The sequence below is a fragment of the Shewanella vaxholmensis genome (assembly GCF_031932135.1).
In the GTDB taxonomy this organism is placed as follows: Bacteria; Pseudomonadota; Gammaproteobacteria; order Enterobacterales; family Shewanellaceae; genus Shewanella; species Shewanella hafniensis.
In genome coordinates this window covers 1-18416 of sequence record NZ_JAUOEV010000020.1, presented here as the reverse complement: position 1 = coordinate 18416, position 18416 = coordinate 1, and the positions used below count along the sequence as shown (strand labels likewise).

Here is an 18416-nt window from a genome sequence, read left to right as displayed (position 1 = left end):
AATAAAAATGGCTGAATTAAAAGAAGTTTTTGTTCCTGATATCGGCGGCGATGAAGTGCAAGTGATCGAAATTTGTGTGGCTGTGGGTGATACCCTAGCGGCAGAAGAATCGATTCTTACCGTCGAAAGCGACAAGGCGACTATGGATATTCCAGCGCCTTTCGCCGGTGTTTTAGCCGAATTGAAAGTGGCTGTGGGCGATAAAGTATCTGAAGGTACTTTGATTGCTATGATGCAAGCAGCGGGCGCGGCAGCTGCCGCTCCGGCTCCAGTTGCAGCACCCGCTCAGGCGGCACCAGCATCTGCACCAGTTCAAGCGGCTCCAGCCCCAGTGGCTGCAGCTCCTGCGACGGGCGCAACCAAAGTGGTTGAAGTGACTGTACCTGATATCGGTGGCGACACAGATGTATCGGTTATCGAAGTCCTGGTTGCTGTCGGTGACAAGATTGAAGTTGATAGCGGTTTAATTACCCTAGAAACAGACAAAGCGACGATGGACGTACCATCACCTTTCGCTGGTGTGGTTAAAGACGTTAAAGTCGCAGTTGGCGATAAAGTGTCGCAAGGCTCTTTAGTCATCATGCTTGAAGTTGGCGGCGCTGCAGCTGCAGTCGCGCCAACTGTTGCTGCCCAAGCGGCTCCTGCCGCTATGGTAGCGCCAGTGGCCGCAGCACCTGCTGCACCAGCGGCAAGTGTGGTTGCGGTAAAAGAAATTCAAGTGCCGGATATTGGCGATGCCAGCAATGTCGATGTGATCGAAGTGCTCGTGTCTGTCGGTGATGAAATCACTGCTGACCAAGGTTTGATTACCCTTGAAACTGACAAAGCCACCATGGAAGTGCCTGCGCCATTCGCCGGTAAACTGCTGTCTTTGACTGTTAAAGTGGGTGACAAGGTTTCTCAAGGTAGCGTTATTGCGACGATTGAAACTTTGACAGTGGGTGCAGCTCCTGCACCTGTTGCTCAAGCGGCAGCTCCTGCTCCTGCTCCTGCTCCAGTGAGCGCGGCGCCCGTTGCAGCCCCAACACCTGCAAGCCGTCCTCCAGTGCCACACCATCCAAGCGCAGGTACACCTGTGTCTACCGGTGCGGTACATGCGTCTCCTGCGGTACGTCGTTTAGCCCGTGAATTTGGTGTCGATTTGACCCAAGTGACAGGTTCTGGCCGTAAAGGTCGCATCATGAAAGAAGACGTTCAGGCGTATGTGAAATACGAACTGTCTCGTCCGAAAGCCACTGCGGCAACCTCTGTGGGTTCAGGTAACGGCGGCGGTCTGCAAGTGATTGCAGCACCTAAAGTTGATTTCAGTAAGTTTGGTGAAGTGGAAGAGATTCCATTAAGCCGTATCCAGAAGATTTCTGGCCCTAACTTACACCGCAACTGGGTAACTATCCCGCACGTGACTCAGTTCGATGAAGCTGATATCACTGAAATGGAAGAGTTCCGTAAGCAGCAAAACGATGTAGCGGCGAAGAAAAAAGCCGATTACAAGATCACGCCTTTAGTGTTTATGCTAAAAGCTGTGGCTAAAACGTTGCAACAGTTCCCAGTGTTCAACTCAAGCTTAAGTAGCGATGGCGAATCACTGATCCAGAAGAAGTATTTCCACATCGGTGTGGCGGTTGATACGCCAAACGGTTTGGTTGTGCCAGTCGTGCGTGACGTGGATAAGAAAGGCATTATCGAGTTATCTCGTGAACTGGCTGATATCTCTATCCGTGCCCGTGATGGCAAGCTGAAATCTGCTGACATGCAAGGTAGCTGTTTTACTATTTCTAGTTTAGGTGGCATTGGCGGTACAGCGTTTACGCCTATCGTTAACTACCCAGACGTGGCGATTTTAGGTGTGTCTAAATCTGAAATTAAGCCTAAGTGGAATGGTAAAGAGTTCGAACCTAAATTGATGTTGCCACTGTCGCTGTCATACGATCACCGTGTGATCGATGGTGCTATGGCTGCACGCTTTAGTGTGACGCTGTCAGGAATTCTGTCCGATATTCGTACTTTGGTTCTGTAAGCATATAAGGCTGCTCATCTTGAGTGGCCTTTTGTTTATTGTGATCAGTATCAAACACAGGTTAAAATGCGCCCACCTTACGCGCTGGCGCATTTTCGGTTGGCAGGATAGCTCCTCCAACGGATTGAATGAGAATTAGAGGAAAACATGAGTAACGAAATCAAAACTCAGGTAGTGGTATTAGGTGCAGGTCCTGCAGGTTATTCTGCGGCTTTCCGTGCAGCGGACTTAGGTCTTGAAACCATTATCGTTGAACGTTTTAGCACTTTAGGCGGCGTGTGTCTTAACGTGGGTTGTATCCCATCTAAAGCCCTATTACATGTTGCTAAAGTTATCGAAGAAGCCAAAGCCGTTGCTGCTCACGGTGTGGTTTTCGGCGAGCCAACTATCGATTTAGATAAGTTACGTGGCTTTAAAGAAAAAGTTATTGGCCAATTAACTGGCGGATTGGGCGGTATGTCCAAAATGCGTAAAGTTAACGTGGTTAACGGTTTTGGTAAATTCACTGGCCCTAACACGCTAGAAGTGACTGCTGAAGATGGCACTGTCAAAGTGGTTCAATTCGAGCAAGCGATCATTGCTGCGGGTTCTCGCCCAATCAAACTGCCATTCATTCCGCATGAAGATCCCCGTATTTGGGATTCGACTGACGCATTAGAACTGAAAGAAGTTCCAGGCAAGTTGTTAGTAATGGGCGGCGGTATTATCGGCCTAGAAATGGGTACTGTGTACGCTTCTTTAGGCAGCGAGATCGACGTGGTTGAAATGTTCGACCAAGTGATCCCAGCGGCTGATAAAGACGTTGTTCGCGTATTCACTAAGCAAATCAAGAAGAAATTCAACCTGATCCTTGAAACTAAAGTCACAGCGGTAGAAGCCCGTGAAGACGGTATTTATGTTTCTATGGAAGGTAAGAGCGCACCAACTGAAGCAGTCCGTTACGATGCCGTATTGGTAGCAATTGGCCGTGCACCTAATGGTAAGTCGTTAGATGCTGAAAAAGCAGGTGTTAACGTTGATGAGCGTGGCTTTATCAAGGTTGATAAGCAACTGCGTACTAACGTACCGCACATCTATGCAATTGGTGACATCGTTGGTCAACCTATGTTGGCTCACAAAGGCGTGCACGAAGGCCACGTAGCGGCTGAAGTTATCGCTGGCATGAAGCACTACTTCGATCCAAAAGTGATCCCATCAATTGCTTACACTGACCCAGAAGTAGCTTGGGTTGGTTTAACTGAGAAAGAAGCGAAAGAGCAAGGTATTGCTTACGAAACCGCAACTTTCCCATGGGCAGCAAGTGGCCGCGCTATCGCATCTGATGCGAGCGAAGGCATGACTAAGCTGATTTTCGACAAAGACACTCATCGCGTAATCGGTGGTGCGATTGTTGGCGTTAACGGTGGCGAGCTGTTAGGCGAAATCGGTTTAGCGATTGAAATGGGTTGTGATGCTGAAGATTTAGCATTAACCATTCACGCTCACCCAACACTGCACGAATCAGTGGGCTTAGCGGCTGAAATGTACGAAGGTTCTATTACTGATTTGCCAAACCCAAAGGCAAAGAAAAAGTAATTTAGCTGTCGATTAAAAAAGCGCTCATTTGAGCGCTTTTTTATTGCCTGTATTTTTTTGTAAATTTTATGTAAACAAGCGGATGAATTGATAGGATTGAGCTGCTACAGTACAGTTATACCCAAGCGACCTCAAAATACGAGTTTCAGAGCGCCCAGGGTGCTTCAATTCAAGGCGCATCAATGAAAAAATGTCGGCCACCTTTTGAATTGATGCAACACGGAAGTGGAGTGCCCTGGGTGCTCCGTCCCGGTGGCTGATGTTAACCACGGGGTAACGCACTTTATGCCGTGTTGGCTATTTTTGACTTAGCCCACTAGGCCTATAAATAGCCGCAATCGCCATATATGTCGTGAATGCCATTTATGCAGGAGCAATAAATAGCCTTGCTGAAAGTGCGTTACCATGCCGTTAACATCAGCCGCTGAATTCTGCATTTTGAGGTGGTTTGGGTATATGTATGAAGTAAGTTGTCACATGCAAACAAAAATAATTAGAACAATTCTGACATGTTTCATCCTTTCACTGATTAGCGTCCACTCGGCTTGGGCGGGCGGTTTTGTGCAGCGAGTGTTTACTGATAGGGATGGTTTAGCGGTCACCAGTATCCGAGGCCTGGCCTTAGATGATTACGGTTTTGTATGGGCCGCGACTGAGCAGGGCTTGTATCGGGTCAGTAATTCTAAGGTGCGGCGCATTGATAAAATTGGCACGGAATCACGGCTTGCGGATGACTTTTTAACGACAGTGGTAAACATCGACCGAGACAAGTTATTGGTCAGTACCAATGCCGCGATTTACCTTTACGATATAGTACAAAATCAATTTACCGCGTTTGGTTCTCCCTATCTATTCCCGCAGTTTCCAGGTGGTGCGCTGATATCGGCAGCCCGCAAGAATAGCAAAACATGGCGATTATTAATTGATAATGGTCAGATCTATGAGTTTTCCCCTTCAAAGTCAGAACTGCGCCTTATCACCCAATTAGCTGTTAATCGCGACCTTCCTTGGCGCAAGTTATTACTTATGCCCAATGGACACATGTTGGTTGCGGGGCAGTTGCAACTAGAGCTCCTCGATAACAAGGGCGAACGGCTGTTCCAATACCCTTGGACCGAATCTATGGGCAGTATTCTCGATATGTTGGAGGATACTCAACATAGGATCTGGATTGCGACAGGGCGCGGTGTTTATCAATTAGATCAAATTGCTCATCAAATTACACCTGTGCCAGAATTACCCGATTGGAGCACAGCGATCATTGAAGATGCTAAAGGGTATTTGTGGTTTGCCAGTCGTATTGGCTTGTTAAAATGGTCGCCTGAGACGCGGTTGATTGAGAATTATCAGCAAGAGTTGAAGGCTGAGGCCAACATGGAAACGCTGAAAGCCATGTTGTTTGATGATGCAGGCTTGATGTGGGTTGGAGGCTCTGGTGATGGATTGGCATTGTTAGCGTCACAGCCTGATTTTATCCTCGACACTTATACCGGCGATGAACCCTATCAATTGAGTGATGCCATGACTTGGTCAGTGCATGCCAGTGATGAAGGCGTTTGGCTAGGTTCTTCCAATTTGGATTTTATTGCTAAAGGCAGTAGTAAGGCATTTAACGTGCCGATTGAGGGATTTAATCCCCATGAAAGCATTTATGATATCAGTGAGTTTGAGGGACATTATTTACTGCTATCGACAACTAGCGGTCTCTTTGTTGTCGATAAAGACACTTTGCAAGGCAGCAGTTTTGCTAAGTGGACCCACGGTAATGATGGCTTTAAAAATAAGCTCATTTATAAAACCTATCGTGACCCTAAACTGAAAGGACGCATTTGGATTGCGACCACATCAGGGCTGTATTTTTGGGAAATGGGACTGTACGAACCTCAGCCCTTTGATATTGATAAATCATCGGACAAATTTGATGGCCCCAAGCGACCCGTTATCCGCACGATTTATCGTACTTCTGACGGTCGTCTGTGGGTTAGCGGTAAAAAAGTCTTTGGCTATATCGACAGCCAAAACGAGTTTCATGATCAGCGGAAGTTATTTAACGCCTTTGCGGCACAGCCAACGGTCAGTCATATTGAAGAAATGTCACCTGGGGTGATCTGGTTTGGCTCCTATGAAAAAGGTTTATTCGAATACCATCAGCAAACGGGATCGTTAATTTCACTGACTTCCGAATGGCAATTAAATTGTAGCTCAGTGTTTTTTATTCAAAAAACGCCTAAGTCTAATCTTGTGGGCTGCTCGGATTCTTTGATTCGTCAGGATATTCAAACGGGCAATATTGCAATGTTTAATCAACTCGATGGTTTAATTTCCGATGAGATGAACGAAGGCGCCTATTTTTACTCACCTAAAACAGGCTTTTACTTAGGCACGCCCGAGGGCGTGATGCGACTGGATGTCGATAGGCTGGCTAACCGCATTACCGATGACCATGTGATGCTTGAATCTGTCTCTGTTTACTATAACAACACGACAGAAGTGTCCTTGTTGCCGCGTAACCTGATGACCATCAAACCCGAAGCCAATATGGTTAGTTTTCAAATCACTAACTTAGATTATCTCGATGATTCGCCCATCCAATTTAAATATCGCTTACGTCATCAAGATGAAGAGAGTCGTTATGTGCTGCTTCAGGGGGAGGCGCAGATTAACCTCGCAGGTTTAGCTGCGGGTGGTTATGTATTAGATATTTTGAGTCAGGTGAATGGCATATGGTCAGACAAACCTTTTACCTATCCCTTTTATGTTGAGCAGCATTGGTGGTTATCCCAAGGTTTTAAGGGCATTTTACTGCTGTTATTTTCCATTATTGCCTTAAGTCTTGCTTGGTACCGACAACGTCAGATCAATACCTTTAAACAAATGAATCAAGCATTAACTGAGAGTGATGACAGACTAAGGCAATCTTTACGCGGCAGTGACTCAGATCTCTGGGAATGGCATAAGAATACGCAGGCATTTCACCTCGATAATCGCGGTTCTGTGCTTGGTACCCATGCCAATGAGATTGTGGTGAGTTTAGAGGATTTGCCCGTGCATCCACAGGATAGGGAAAAAGTGATCGATCAGTGGAATAGCATGATGGCGGGGGAGAACGATAGATTCGAAGCCGAATATCGTTATCAGCGCAAGGAGGGTAATTGGGGCTGGTTAAGGGTAAAAGGGCGACCCGTCGCACGCAATAAACACTCCAATGAGGTTGAGCGGGTCGCGGGTATTTATAGTGATATTACCGTGCAACGCCAGTTAGAAGATGAAGTGAATTTGCTGGCAAAAGCCTTTGGTAACACCTCTGAAGGTGTACTGATTTTAGATGTCGAAGGTAGTATTCGCGTGGCGAATTACGCGGCACAGCAAATTATCGGCATCGATTCTGCTGACTTAGTAGGCCAATCCTTTACCCAATTTGTACAGATGAATGACGGTTTGGCATCGGAAATCAAGCAACTCCTCAGTGATAGCCAGTCTTGGACGGGCGAGCGTGAGTTAATTAACGCCAGTCAGCAACCTTGTCCTGTGTGGCTAAACGTATCTGTGATGCAAAGTGCCAACGGTAAAGTGACCCATTATGTGGTGGTATTCTCGGATATTACCGAACGTAAACAAGCCGAAGCCGATTTACGCCGCCTAGCCAATTACGATGTGCTTACGGGATTGCCAAACCGCTCCTTATTTTCTAGTCGCCTATTACAGTCGATTCAGGCCGCGCAGCAAACGGGTGAGAAATTAGCGTTACTCTTCTTAGATCTCGATAGATTTAAGCATGTTAATGACTCCTATGGACATAGCATGGGCGATGCCTTGCTGGTCGAAGCCTCAAGCCGACTGCAATCCTGTATTGCTAGCGAGCATATGCTCTGCCGCTTTGGCGGCGATGAATTTGTGATTTTACTCAGAAATGCCAATAGCATTGACGAGATCAATCACATTGCCGAGCGGCTGCTGGAACAAATTGTGGCGCCTTTTAAGTTATATGGCCGTGAGTTTTATATTTCGACCAGTATTGGCATCAGTATTTGGCCCGATGATGCAATGCAGCCCGAGGCCTTTATCAAGAATGCCGATCTTGCTATGTATCACGCCAAAGAAGAAGGACGGGGGAATTTCCAATATTATTCCTCTGAACGTAATGCCCAAGCCCTCTATCATTTACGGCTTGAGGCCGATTTACGTAAAGCCATAGAGCGGCAAGAGTTTGAGCTTTATTACCAGCCGCAAATTGATATTTTACGTAACGATAAACCCATAGGAATGGAAGCATTAATCCGCTGGAAACATCCGCAGGACGGTTTTATTCGTCCCGATATTTTCATTAAAGTTGCCGAGGCCTGCGGCTTAATTGTCGATATTGACCGCTGGGTGTTAAGGCAGGCCTGTGTGCAGGGAGCCCATTGGGCGAAACGTTATGGCGCTACCTTTAAGTTGTCGGTTAATATTTCGGCGGTGCATTTCAGACAGCCAGATTTTATTGAAGACATACAAAGCATTCTGCATGAAACCCAAATGCCGACAGCGTCTTTAGGCTTAGAAATCACTGAAGGCGTATTGATGAAAGAGCTGCACGTCGCTAAAGATCATCTCACGCGATTGAAATCCTTGGGGATTGAAGTTGCCATTGATGACTTTGGGACGGGTTATTCTTCTCTGGCTTATTTACGCCATTTTGAGGTGAATACCTTAAAAATCGATCGCTCCTTCTTGATTGATATCGCCACCAATACAGCCGATCAGGCGATTGTAAGCAGTATTATTGAATTAGCCCGTAACCTTAAATTAAATGTGGTTGCCGAAGGGATTGAGACGGTTGAGCAGTTAGAGCAAGTATTTAGCCGCGGCTGTTATATTATTCAAGGGTATTATTTTGCTAAGCCTATGTGCGTGGCTGATTTTGAACGCTATTTAGAAACAGATAACAGAATCGTCGCTATTGAGCATTAAGTAAGATCACATAGCCAATTATCGGCTCGCTTATGTTTGATCATGCGTCCTTGATATTTGTGCTGATTATTGGCGGTAATCAGCAAGATATAAACTTACGTCCTGAGATTTAAATGACAAAATATTCAGCCACGATTGATATTTTGTTTCGTCATTTATTCAATTAAACTGCATCTGTTTGTGTAAATAGTACACAGTCTTATCACTAGTCGGTCCAGATAAAATATGACTGACGGTTAAATCGATAAGTTTGGTAATATAACTCGGATTTTTATCCCATAAAAAAGTAACCTCACCATGATGCGTCAACTACTCGCTTCTATTATTTTGTGTTTGTGCATGACTCCGTCGATGGCGGCAGAGCGCCTTAAAATTGGTGTCGTACTCAGTGGCGGCGGCGCTAAAGGCGCTGCCCATGTGGGGGTGCTCAAAATATTAGAAGAACATAACATCCCGGTCGATTACATCGCGGGCACCAGTATCGGTGCCTATGTCGCAGGCATGTACTCCTTGGGTTACAGCGCCAGCGAAGTCGAAGCGATCATGATGGGTGTTGATTGGGACAGTGGCTACTCGGATACTATCCCGCGTAATATTTTGAGTTATAGGGATAAACAGTTACGCGATCGCTACAATATTCCGCTGAACATTGGTTATAACGAAGGCCAAGTAAGGGCGCCAAGTGGGTTGCTGCGTGGTCAGACTATGTCGCAACTTCTGCGTCAGTCTACCGATCTAGTACAGCAATTTGGTAATTTCGATGATTTAGCCATTCCCTACCGTGCAGTGGCGACCGATTTAGAAACCAGCTTACCTGTGGTGATCAGTCACGGCAGTATGGTCAAAGCCATGCAAGCGTCTGCAACAGTTCCCGGTGCGCTGCAGCCAGCTCAAATTGACGGTAAGTTATTGGTCGATGGCGGTATTGCTAACAATATGCCCGTCGATGTTGTTAAGGCCATGGGCGCCGATATTATTATTGCCGTCGATATTGGCTCACCTCTAGTCAAAAAAGATAAATTAGACAGCACTATTGCCGTGCTCGATCAGCTCTCCAACTTTTTGACCAATGCCAGCACCGAAAAACAAAAACTGCTGCTGACTGATAAAGATGTATTGATCCGTCCCGCGATCGACGCCTTGAGCACCACAGATTTCACTATCATGCCCTTGGCATTAACCCTCGGCAAAGAAGCCGCTAATGGACAGCTTGATAAGCTGAGCAGCATGAGCGTGAGCCCTGAGGAGTATGCCGCCTATGTCGAGGCCAAAAAAGCCAAAGGTAAGTTGTTAATGGCGGATGTGCGTCATTCTGTTAATGAAATTGTCTTCGATAACCAATCTAAGGTGAGTCTGAATCTCTTAACGGAAACTTTGAACATTAAACCTGGGCAAGCTGTGTCTAAGGACGAGCTTAATGAGGCGTTAAAGCGTATTTATTCCCTCAATAAGTTTGAGCGTGTCGATGCTGAGTTTGTCGAGGGTGAAGACGGCCGTGTACTGACTGTGACCACTAAAGCTAAGTCTTGGGGGCCAAATTATTTTCAATTGGGCTTTAACTGGGAGGATGATTTTAACTCTGAATCTGCCATCAGTTTTGACATGGCCTATACCATGACGGATTTGACCTTCAATGGCGGCGAATGGCGCAATGAAATCAAACTCGGTATGGAAAAGTTGTTTGCGACTGAGTTCTATCAGCCATTAGACAGAGACCAACAATTCTTTAGCCGCGCCCGTTATCAATACGATACCCGTAATTGGGACTTATACGATAACAACAATCGTCTGCTCACCTTCGACAAGAAAACCCACACCATAGAACTGGGTATCGGCTACAACTACACCTCACAGGGCATGATTGAGCTGGGTTTAGTGGCGGAGAAGGGCGCGATAATTAATGATGCTTGGCTGTCAAGGGACTTGGATTTTAGCTCCTATGGAGCTTACTTTAGATTCGGCTACGACAGCTTAGACAGTATTAGTTTTCCGACGTCGGGTAATCGCGTGACCTTAAACGTCTATGTGCGCAATGAAGATTTCGATGACATTATCGACGATAACCAAAACCAATACAGTGTGCAGATAGAGGCCGACTGGAAGGGCGCCTTGAGTGTCGGCAATCATGCTTTTGTGGGTAAGGCATCGATTTCAACCAACGATAATGATGGGATGAATACGCTGCATCTATCTGAGCTGGGTGGATTTTTAAATCTATCTGGCTACCATAAAGACTCACTGACAGGCGCGCATAAAGTCTTTGGCGCCTTTGTTTATCAATATGATCTCGGGCGTGATGCGCTCGGAATGACAGATTATCCTTTGTATCTAGGTTGGAGTTTGGAAGCGGGGAATGTCTGGGATGAGCGCTCTGAAGTCACTCTCACTGATCTGATTTATGCATCGAGTCTCTACATTGGTACTGATACTTCCATGGGACCTGCGGCAATCGGCTTTGGGATCACAGATCTTGGCGATAAGTCCTTCTATTTATTTGTGGGTAAAAACTTCTAGCGAGTGATGCATATGAAAATCTTAAGGGCATGACTGAGGTTGTGCCCTTATTTTTTGTGCGATAAAAATCCTAAACGACTTTGATGCCATCTTATCTAAATCAGTTCGCGCGTCGCTAAAGTGTCATATCCTTTTACAAAATCTTGCTACTGTGGGGCGTAGCAAGATGCTAAGGTTTTGCGGGAAAAATAATAACTCTTAAGGAAGCTGGGGAAAACAATGAAGAAGATAAGCACACTGGCACTGGGTATCGCCCTGAGTTTAGGTTTAGCCGCTTGTAGTACTGAGCCTAAAACTGAAGTCGCCGCGATTTCTGGCATTGAATTACAAAACTTTGATGCCTCAGTTCGCCATCAAGACGATTTCTATTACAGCGTTAACGGTAAATGGTTGGCTAATACGCCTATTCCAGCCGACAAGTCTAACTACGGCGCATTTTCTGTGCTGTACGATCAAAGCCAAGATGCATTGAAAAAGATCATCGACGAAGCGGCTGCTAAAAAGAATCCAGCGGCAGGTTCTAATGAGCAGAAGATTGGTGATTTCAACGCTAGCTTTATGAATACCGATTTGCTTGAAACCTTAGGTGTTACTCCGCTTAAGCCATTGCTGGCCGATATTGCTGGCGCAAAAACACACGCTGACTTACCTGCCGTTATGGGTAAATTGCTGACGACCGGCTCTGGTATTCCCTTTGGTTTTTACGTCAATAATGACGCCAAAAACTCAACTCAGTACGCCGTGTATCTAAGCCAGTCGGGCCTTACGCTGCCGGACCGAGACTATTATCTGAAAGATGATCCTAAGTTTGCCGCTAATCGCCAAGCCATGGCCAAGTATGTGACAGACATACTGACCGAAGCGGGTTACAAGGATGCTAAACGCGCGGCTAAAAACGTTGCCGATATTGAAATGATGATCGCCAAAAGCCAGTGGAGCCGAGTGGAATCTCGCGACGCCAATAAGGCTTACAACAAGTTAGATCGCGCTGAATTGCAAAAGTTAACGGGTCAATTTGATTTCAATGCCTTCGCGTCCAGCGCAGGTTTAGGCGACAAAGTCACTGACATCATAGTGCGCCAGCCCTCTTACTTCGAAAAACTTGGTGCCGGTTTCGAGACCTTCCCGGTATCGGCTTGGCAGGATTATCTCACGTTCCACTTAGTAGATAGCTACGCCGAGTTACTGAGCAAAAACTTTGTTGATTTGAACTTCGCCTTTAAGAGCAAAACCTTAATGGGTATCGAAGAGCAACAACCACGCTGGAAAAAAGCGGTTGATGGCGCCGACCAAGTGATTGGTGAGTTAGTAGGCGAAGAGTATGTTAAGCAATACTTCAAGCCAGAAGCTAAAGCGCGTATGGAAACTATGATCAAAAACTTGATCAAAGGTTTTGAGGTTAGCATCAATGAACTTGAGTGGATGACGCCAGAAACCAAAGTCGCCGCCCAAGAAAAACTGGCTAAATTCACCTATAAAATCGGTTATCCAGATAAGTGGAAAGATTACTCAGGTTTAGATATCAAGGCTGACGAGTTAGTGGGTAACTACATGCGTTACGCTCAGTTTGAATATCAAGACATGATCAACAAGCTTGGCAAGCCAATCGATCGTACCGAATGGGGCATGACACCACAAACGGTAAACGCTTATTACAGCCCAGTGAAAAACGAAATCGTATTCCCAGCTGCGATTCTGCAACCACCATTCTTCAATATGGATGCCGATGATGCAGTGAACTACGGTGGTATTGGTGCAGTGATAGGCCATGAAATCAGCCATGGTTTCGATGACCAAGGCGCTAAGTACGATGGTGATGGCAACCTACGTGATTGGTGGTCGGATAAAGATCGCGAAGAATTCCAAAAACGCGGTAAACAACTGTCAGCGCAATACTCTGGTTATGAAGCGCTGCCCGGCAAGTTTGTTAACGGTGATTTGACCTTAGGGGAAAACATCGGCGACTTAGGTGGTTTAACCGTAGCGGCACGCTCGTATCTAATGAGCCTTAACGGCAAACCCGCGCCAGTGCTTGATGGATTAACGGGTGAGCAACGCTTCTTTGTGGGTTGGTCGCAAGTATGGCGTCGTAACTATCGTGATGAAGAGTTGAGCCGTCGTTTGCTGACAGATCCGCATTCACCGAGTCACTACCGCGCTATGGGGACGCCGCGTAACGTGGAAGCCTTTTATAAAGCTTTCGAGATGAAAGAAGGCGATAAAATGTATTTAACACCAGATGAACGTGTAAAAATTTGGTAATACATTCAGTTGATTGAAATAAGAAAAGCCAGACAATGTCTGGCTTTTTTATTGATGACCATAATCTAGGATGCTGCTGATTAATGTCCGTAACCTAAGGATTCGATTTTAGTGACTTTATTGTCCGTGGCATAAAGCCGGCGCATTAAGCGTGTCGGTCCAAAGTCATAGGTCCATTCTTGATACTCAGTCGGCAACTTGCTGGGATCGATCACTTGGTCGCCGTCTGAGTTGAGATAAGTCGCTGGCAAACTAAATTCGCGAATATCGCTGGGTGAGCCGCACTTCTCCAGCACAGTGGTTAAGGTATCGCCAGTGTTGACCACTTGTTGCTTGCAGTGCATAGCACCCCCCGCATTAGCGGACAAGCTAACGGACATGAGTATTAAGCCCATGGGTAATAATACGGGTGATAATAAAGACAGGTACTTCATTGGCTCCCCTCTCGTACATACAGCATTCTGCTATTCATCCATATGGTAAAAACTCATTATCCATATGGCCAAAATTCAGCTTATCCGCCCAGCTAAGGCTAGGCGTGTTATGGCGTTATTGTGTTAAGAGTGTCGGCAAGGCCAATAAGTTCTCAGCTTGATGGTGGGCGATAACCCACTTAACATCGCCTCTTTGCTCCGGTGCGGGGATCGCAAGCGTTTGCATATTGGCCGCTCGTGCGGCAATTAAGCCGTTAAAAGAATCTTCGATCGCAAGACAATAGCGGGGATCGACATCTAATGCCTTAGCGCAATTCAAATACACTTCAGGGTGGGGCTTGCCGTAGGTGAGGCCCTCGGCCGATTGCACTGCCATAAATTTATCGCTGAGCCCTAACTTAGAGAGCACCGCCTCGATAATAGTGTAAAACGAAGAGGTGGCTAAGCCGATTTTAAGACCCAGTGCTTGGCAGTGATCAATCGCTTCGTGAACGCCCAGCATAGCTTCGCCGCTAACCAGAATTTCACTGGCGACCTTATCGACAATCGCTTGGCTGACCTTGGCATTATCGTAGTGAGGCCAAGGAGCTTTGTGGTACCAATAATCGACGCACTGATCGATACGTAAACCTGTGGTTTGTTGAATCGTCTCTATCGTTACTGGCACGCCAAGTGCGGATAACACTTCATACTCGACCCTTTGCCATAGGGGTTCTGAATCGATTAAAACGCCATCCATATCAAAAATAACGGCTTGAATGCTAAGGGATGTCATTGGTACTCCGATGGACTGGGGAAATAACTGAGATATGCAGTAAATTAAGCCTGAGTGTAAGTTCTCGCACCGCATCTTAAAAGCCAAAATGGCGCAAGATGAGAAAAATTTACACATATTTGATCTAGGGCGCTGAAAATTGCCTGTTCGATTTAAAATTAATGAAACATTGTTAACTATTTGTAGTGTATGGTTTTTTGTCTGTTTTCAAACTATTGTCTAATTTCACTTGTTTTAATATTCCCGTAAGTTGGCATTCGCCGCCGGATTTAGTCCTTATTTCGCTTTTTGCCGAGTGTGACCTGATTCATACTTTTGCAAAGCTGTAGTATACTGCAGGCCGGAAATACGGGTCGATCATGTCGGACTGTCAGCTTCAATTAAGAAGACGTGCAGTTTCGTTGTTAGAGCGCCAAACAAAGAGGAATGTTGCCGTGCTAGAAGCATATCGTAAACACGTCGCAGAACGTGCTGCAGAGGGCGTAGTCCCTAAGCCATTAGATGCACATCAAGTGGCTGAACTGGTTAAGTTAGTTCAAAATCCACCCGCAGGTGAAGAGGCTTTCGTTCTCGACCTGCTTGAAAATCGAATTCCCCCAGGTGTTGATGAAGCCGCTTATGTTAAAGCTGCTTTCTTAGATGCGGTTGCCAAAGGCACTGAAAAATCACCGATTCTATCTGCTGAGCGTGCTACTGAGTTGTTAGGCACAATGCAAGGCGGCTACAACATCGAACCTCTGATCGCGCAGCTGGATAACCCAGCGTTAGCACCTTTAGCTGTTAAAGCCTTATCTCACACTTTGCTGATGTTCGATTCTTTCCACGATGTGGTTGAGAAGATGGAAGCGGGCAATGAGTTTGCTAAGCAAGTAGTTGAAGCATGGGCAAATGCAGATTGGTATTTAAGCCGTCCTAAACTGGCCGACAAAGTCACTCTGACAGTATTTAAAGTTTCTGGTGAAACCAACACCGATGACTTGTCGCCAGCACCCGATGCATGGTCACGTCCTGATATCCCATTGCACGCGTTAGCTATGTTGAAAAACGCCCGTGATGGTATCGAGCCTGACGTTGCTGGCGCCGTTGGCCCAGTGGAAAAAATCGAAGCGTTAAAAGCACAAGGTTTCCCATTAGTGTATGTGGGTGACGTTGTCGGTACGGGTTCATCACGTAAATCTGCGACTAACTCAGTACTGTGGTTTATGGGCGATGACATTCCATTTGTCCCTAACAAGCGCGCTGGCGGTTTCTGCCTTGGCGGTAAAATTGCACCGATTTTCTTCAACACTATGGAAGATGCGGGCGCACTGCCAATCGAGCTTGACGTAAACAAAATGGAAATGGGCGATGTGATTGACATCTACCCATACGCCGGTGTGGTTAAGCGTCACGATAGCGACGAAGTAATTTCAGAATTCAGCTTAAAAACTGACGTGCTGTTAGACGAAGTGCGTGCTGGTGGTCGTATTCCACTGATCATCGGTCGTGGTTTAACTGACAAAGCCCGTGAAGTACTAGGCTTAGGTGTATCTGACGTATTCGTACGTTCACAAGACGTGGCAGATACGGGTAAAGGTTATACCCTTGCCCAGAAAATGGTCGGTAAAGCATGCGGCGTAGCTGGCGTGCGTCCTGGCCAATACTGCGAACCTAAAATGACGTCTGTCGGTTCACAAGACACCACAGGTCCTATGACCCGTGACGAGCTGAAAGATTTAGCCTGTTTAGGTTTCAGTGCCGATTTGACTATGCAGTCATTCTGTCACACTGCGGCTTATCCAAAGCCAGTGGATGTGAATACACATCATACTCTGCCAGATTTCATTATGAATCGCGGCGGTGTATCACTGCGTCCAGGTGACGGTGTTATCCATTCATGGTTAAACCGTATGCTGCTGCCTGATACCGTTGGTACCGGTGGTGACTCGCATACGCGTTTCCCAATTGGTATTTCATTCCCAGCAGGTTCTGGCTTAGTGGCGTTTGCTGCGGCGACTGGCGTTATGCCACTCGATATGCCTGAATCAGTATTAGTGCGCTTTAAAGGCAAAATGCAACCCGGCATCACACTGCGTGATCTGGTCCATGCTATCCCATTAAAAGCTATCGAGCTGGGTCTGTTGACTGTTGAGAAGAAAGGTAAAGTTAACATCTTCTCTGGTCGCGTACTGGAAATCGAAGGTCTTGAAACTTTGAAAGTTGAACAAGCTTTCGAACTGTCTGATGCATCAGCTGAGCGCTCAGCGGCCGGTTGTACTATCAAGTTAGACAAAGAACCTATCATCGAATACCTGAACTCAAACATCATCATGCTGAAGTGGATGATCGCTGAAGGTTACGGCGATCGTCGTACCATTGAACGTCGTATCAAAGGCATGGAAGAGTGGTTAGCGAATCCTGAACTGATGAGCGCCGATAAAGATGCTGAGTACGCTGCAGTGATCGAAATCGATTTAAACGACATCAAAGAGCCAATCCTGTGTGCGCCAAACGATCCTGATGATGCAGTACTGCTGTCATCTGTTGCGCAAACTAAGATTGACGAAGTGTTCGTCGGTTCTTGTATGACCAACATTGGTCACTTCCGCGCAACCGGTAAGATGCTAGACAAGTTCGCTAAAACTCTTCCAACTCGTCTGTGGATTGCACCACCGACTAAGATGGATAGAGATCAGTTGACTGAAGAAGGCTACTACGCGATTTTCGGTCGTGTAGGTGCGCGTATCGAGATCCCAGGTTGTTCACTGTGTATGGGTAACCAAGCACGTGTGGCTGAAGGTTCGACTGTGGTATCGACGTCGACTCGTAACTTCCCTAACCGTTTAGGTACAGGTGCTAATGTATACTTAGCCTCTGCTGAACTGGCTGCGGTAGCTGCACTGTTGGGTCGTCTGCCATCACCTGAAGAATATCAAGAATACGCCAAAGAGTTGGACGCGACAGCGGCTGACACTTACCGTTACTTGAACTTCGATCAAATCGAGTCTTACACTAAGAAAGCCTCAGAAGTGATCTTCCAGTCAGCCGTATAATCGATTACCGTTAAGGTAACTTGATGTCAAAAGCCAGCATGAGCTGGCTTTTTTGTGGGTAAGTTTCTCTCTGCGCATATATATGTACAAATAGCTCATCTAAATAGTGATGCTTCGTCTCTTCCATATAACAGGCTAGGATTCCATAAATAACGAAGCATTAATAAATAAGCATAAATAGCCAAGTGCATCTGTCTTTAGGTTGTTAACTAAAGGCGCTATCCCAATCAGTGTCCGGCTTCACCTCACTGAATCTAGTTTTTGAAAGACTGAACCTTCTATTTTCATATTTACCAACAGATCATTCCATGGGCTTTTGCTATGAAAAATGCAGAGTAAAGGCATTGTTTTGACTAAAATGTGGATAACTTTGGGGGTAAGTGGTGGGTATGGTGTGGTTAGATTAGATAATTAGAATTAACTGCAAATTTCCTTGAAATAGGGGTTGCGCACTTTCTCAATCTCCCTATAATGCGCATCCACTGACACGGCAGACAGCGAAAGCCAGCTGACGAGTTAGGTTGAATTGAGTCGCTTTTAAGCACTTAATTCAATCGCAGCAAGAAGTTGAAAAAACTCCTTGACGCGAAACGGGAAATGCGTAGAATACGCAGCCCTAGCCAACTGGAAGCGTTCGACGCTCAGTGTGGTACTCAAGTCCTCTTACGGATATTGAGTTGCTCTTTAACAAGATAAAACAAGAAATCTGTGTGGACACTCACAGGTGTTGAGTTAATCGAAACTGCTTAACCTTCGGGTTGGCAGTCAAAAATTTAAATCAACCAATTCTTTCACGAGAGTGATGAGTGTTCATAGCAATATGTACAAAGACTTACTACTTATTTTCGGATAAATAG

The 18416-nt window shown here is 46.1% G+C and carries 8 protein-coding genes; 6 read left to right on the top strand and 2 right to left on the bottom strand.

Features of this window, described 5'->3' with window-relative positions:
• The first annotated feature begins 7 nt into the window (after positions 1 to 7).
• The 5 genes from aceF (at position 8) to Q4Q46_RS16085 (ending at position 13318) form a co-directional block, all read left to right on the top strand.
• Positions 8 to 2017: a dihydrolipoyllysine-residue acetyltransferase gene (aceF, locus tag Q4Q46_RS16105; RefSeq protein ID WP_311906465.1), complete on the top strand. Its 2010-nt coding sequence runs from the start codon at positions 8 to 10 to the stop codon at positions 2015 to 2017.
• Between the two features lie 147 nt (positions 2018 to 2164).
• Positions 2165 to 3592 (top strand): dihydrolipoyl dehydrogenase, encoded by a 1428-nt coding sequence (lpdA, locus tag Q4Q46_RS16100; protein ID WP_006084361.1) that lies wholly within the window; start codon positions 2165 to 2167, stop codon positions 3590 to 3592.
• Between the two features lie 456 nt (positions 3593 to 4048).
• Complete coding sequence (locus tag Q4Q46_RS16095) at positions 4049 to 8542, top strand: EAL domain-containing protein (protein WP_311906464.1); 4494 nt, start codon at positions 4049 to 4051, stop codon at positions 8540 to 8542.
• 297 nt (positions 8543 to 8839) lie between these two features.
• Positions 8840 to 11056 carry a patatin-like phospholipase family protein gene (locus Q4Q46_RS16090; RefSeq protein WP_014615289.1) on the top strand — a complete coding sequence of 739 codons (2217 nt, stop codon included), beginning with the start codon at positions 8840 to 8842 and terminating at the stop codon, positions 11054 to 11056.
• A gap of 219 nt (positions 11057 to 11275) precedes the next feature.
• A complete protein-coding gene (locus tag Q4Q46_RS16085; RefSeq protein WP_311906463.1) occupies positions 11276 to 13318 on the top strand; it encodes a M13 family metallopeptidase in 2043 nt (680 codons plus the stop codon).
• Positions 13319 to 13398: 80 nt separating this feature from the next.
• On the opposite strand, the gene Q4Q46_RS16080 is transcribed toward Q4Q46_RS16085, so the two are convergent.
• Both Q4Q46_RS16080 and hxpB read right to left on the bottom strand, forming a co-directional pair.
• Positions 13399 to 13752, bottom strand: a complete 354-nt coding sequence (locus tag Q4Q46_RS16080; protein WP_311906462.1) for a DUF2845 domain-containing protein — start codon at positions 13750 to 13752, stop codon at positions 13399 to 13401.
• Between the two features lie 115 nt (positions 13753 to 13867).
• Positions 13868 to 14527 carry a hexitol phosphatase HxpB gene (hxpB, locus tag Q4Q46_RS16075; RefSeq protein ID WP_311906461.1) on the bottom strand — a complete coding sequence of 220 codons (660 nt, stop codon included), beginning with the start codon at positions 14525 to 14527 and terminating at the stop codon, positions 13868 to 13870.
• 434 nt (positions 14528 to 14961) lie between these two features.
• On the opposite strand from hxpB, the gene acnB reads away from it, so the two are divergent.
• Entirely contained in the window at positions 14962 to 17559 is a 2598-nt protein-coding gene (gene acnB, locus Q4Q46_RS16070) for a bifunctional aconitate hydratase 2/2-methylisocitrate dehydratase (RefSeq protein ID WP_311906460.1), read from the top strand.
• Positions 17560 to 18416: the final 857 nt, after the last annotated feature.

Bases quoted from the DNA above. Each gene is read 5' to 3' on its own strand.
- aceF (WP_311906465.1), top strand. From the start codon at position 8: ATGGCTGAATTAAAAGAAGTTTTTGTTCCTGATATCGGCGGCGATGAA.
- lpdA (WP_006084361.1), top strand. From the start codon at position 2,165: ATGAGTAACGAAATCAAAACTCAGGTAGTGGTATTAGGTGCAGGTCCT.
- Q4Q46_RS16095 (WP_311906464.1), top strand. From the start codon at position 4,049: ATGTATGAAGTAAGTTGTCACATGCAAACAAAAATAATTAGAACAATT.
- Q4Q46_RS16090 (WP_014615289.1), top strand. From the start codon at position 8,840: ATGATGCGTCAACTACTCGCTTCTATTATTTTGTGTTTGTGCATGACT.
- Q4Q46_RS16085 (WP_311906463.1), top strand. From the start codon at position 11,276: ATGAAGAAGATAAGCACACTGGCACTGGGTATCGCCCTGAGTTTAGGT.
- Q4Q46_RS16080 (WP_311906462.1), bottom strand. From the start codon at position 13,752: ATGAAGTACCTGTCTTTATTATCACCCGTATTATTACCCATGGGCTTA.
- hxpB (WP_311906461.1), bottom strand. From the start codon at position 14,527: ATGACATCCCTTAGCATTCAAGCCGTTATTTTTGATATGGATGGCGTT.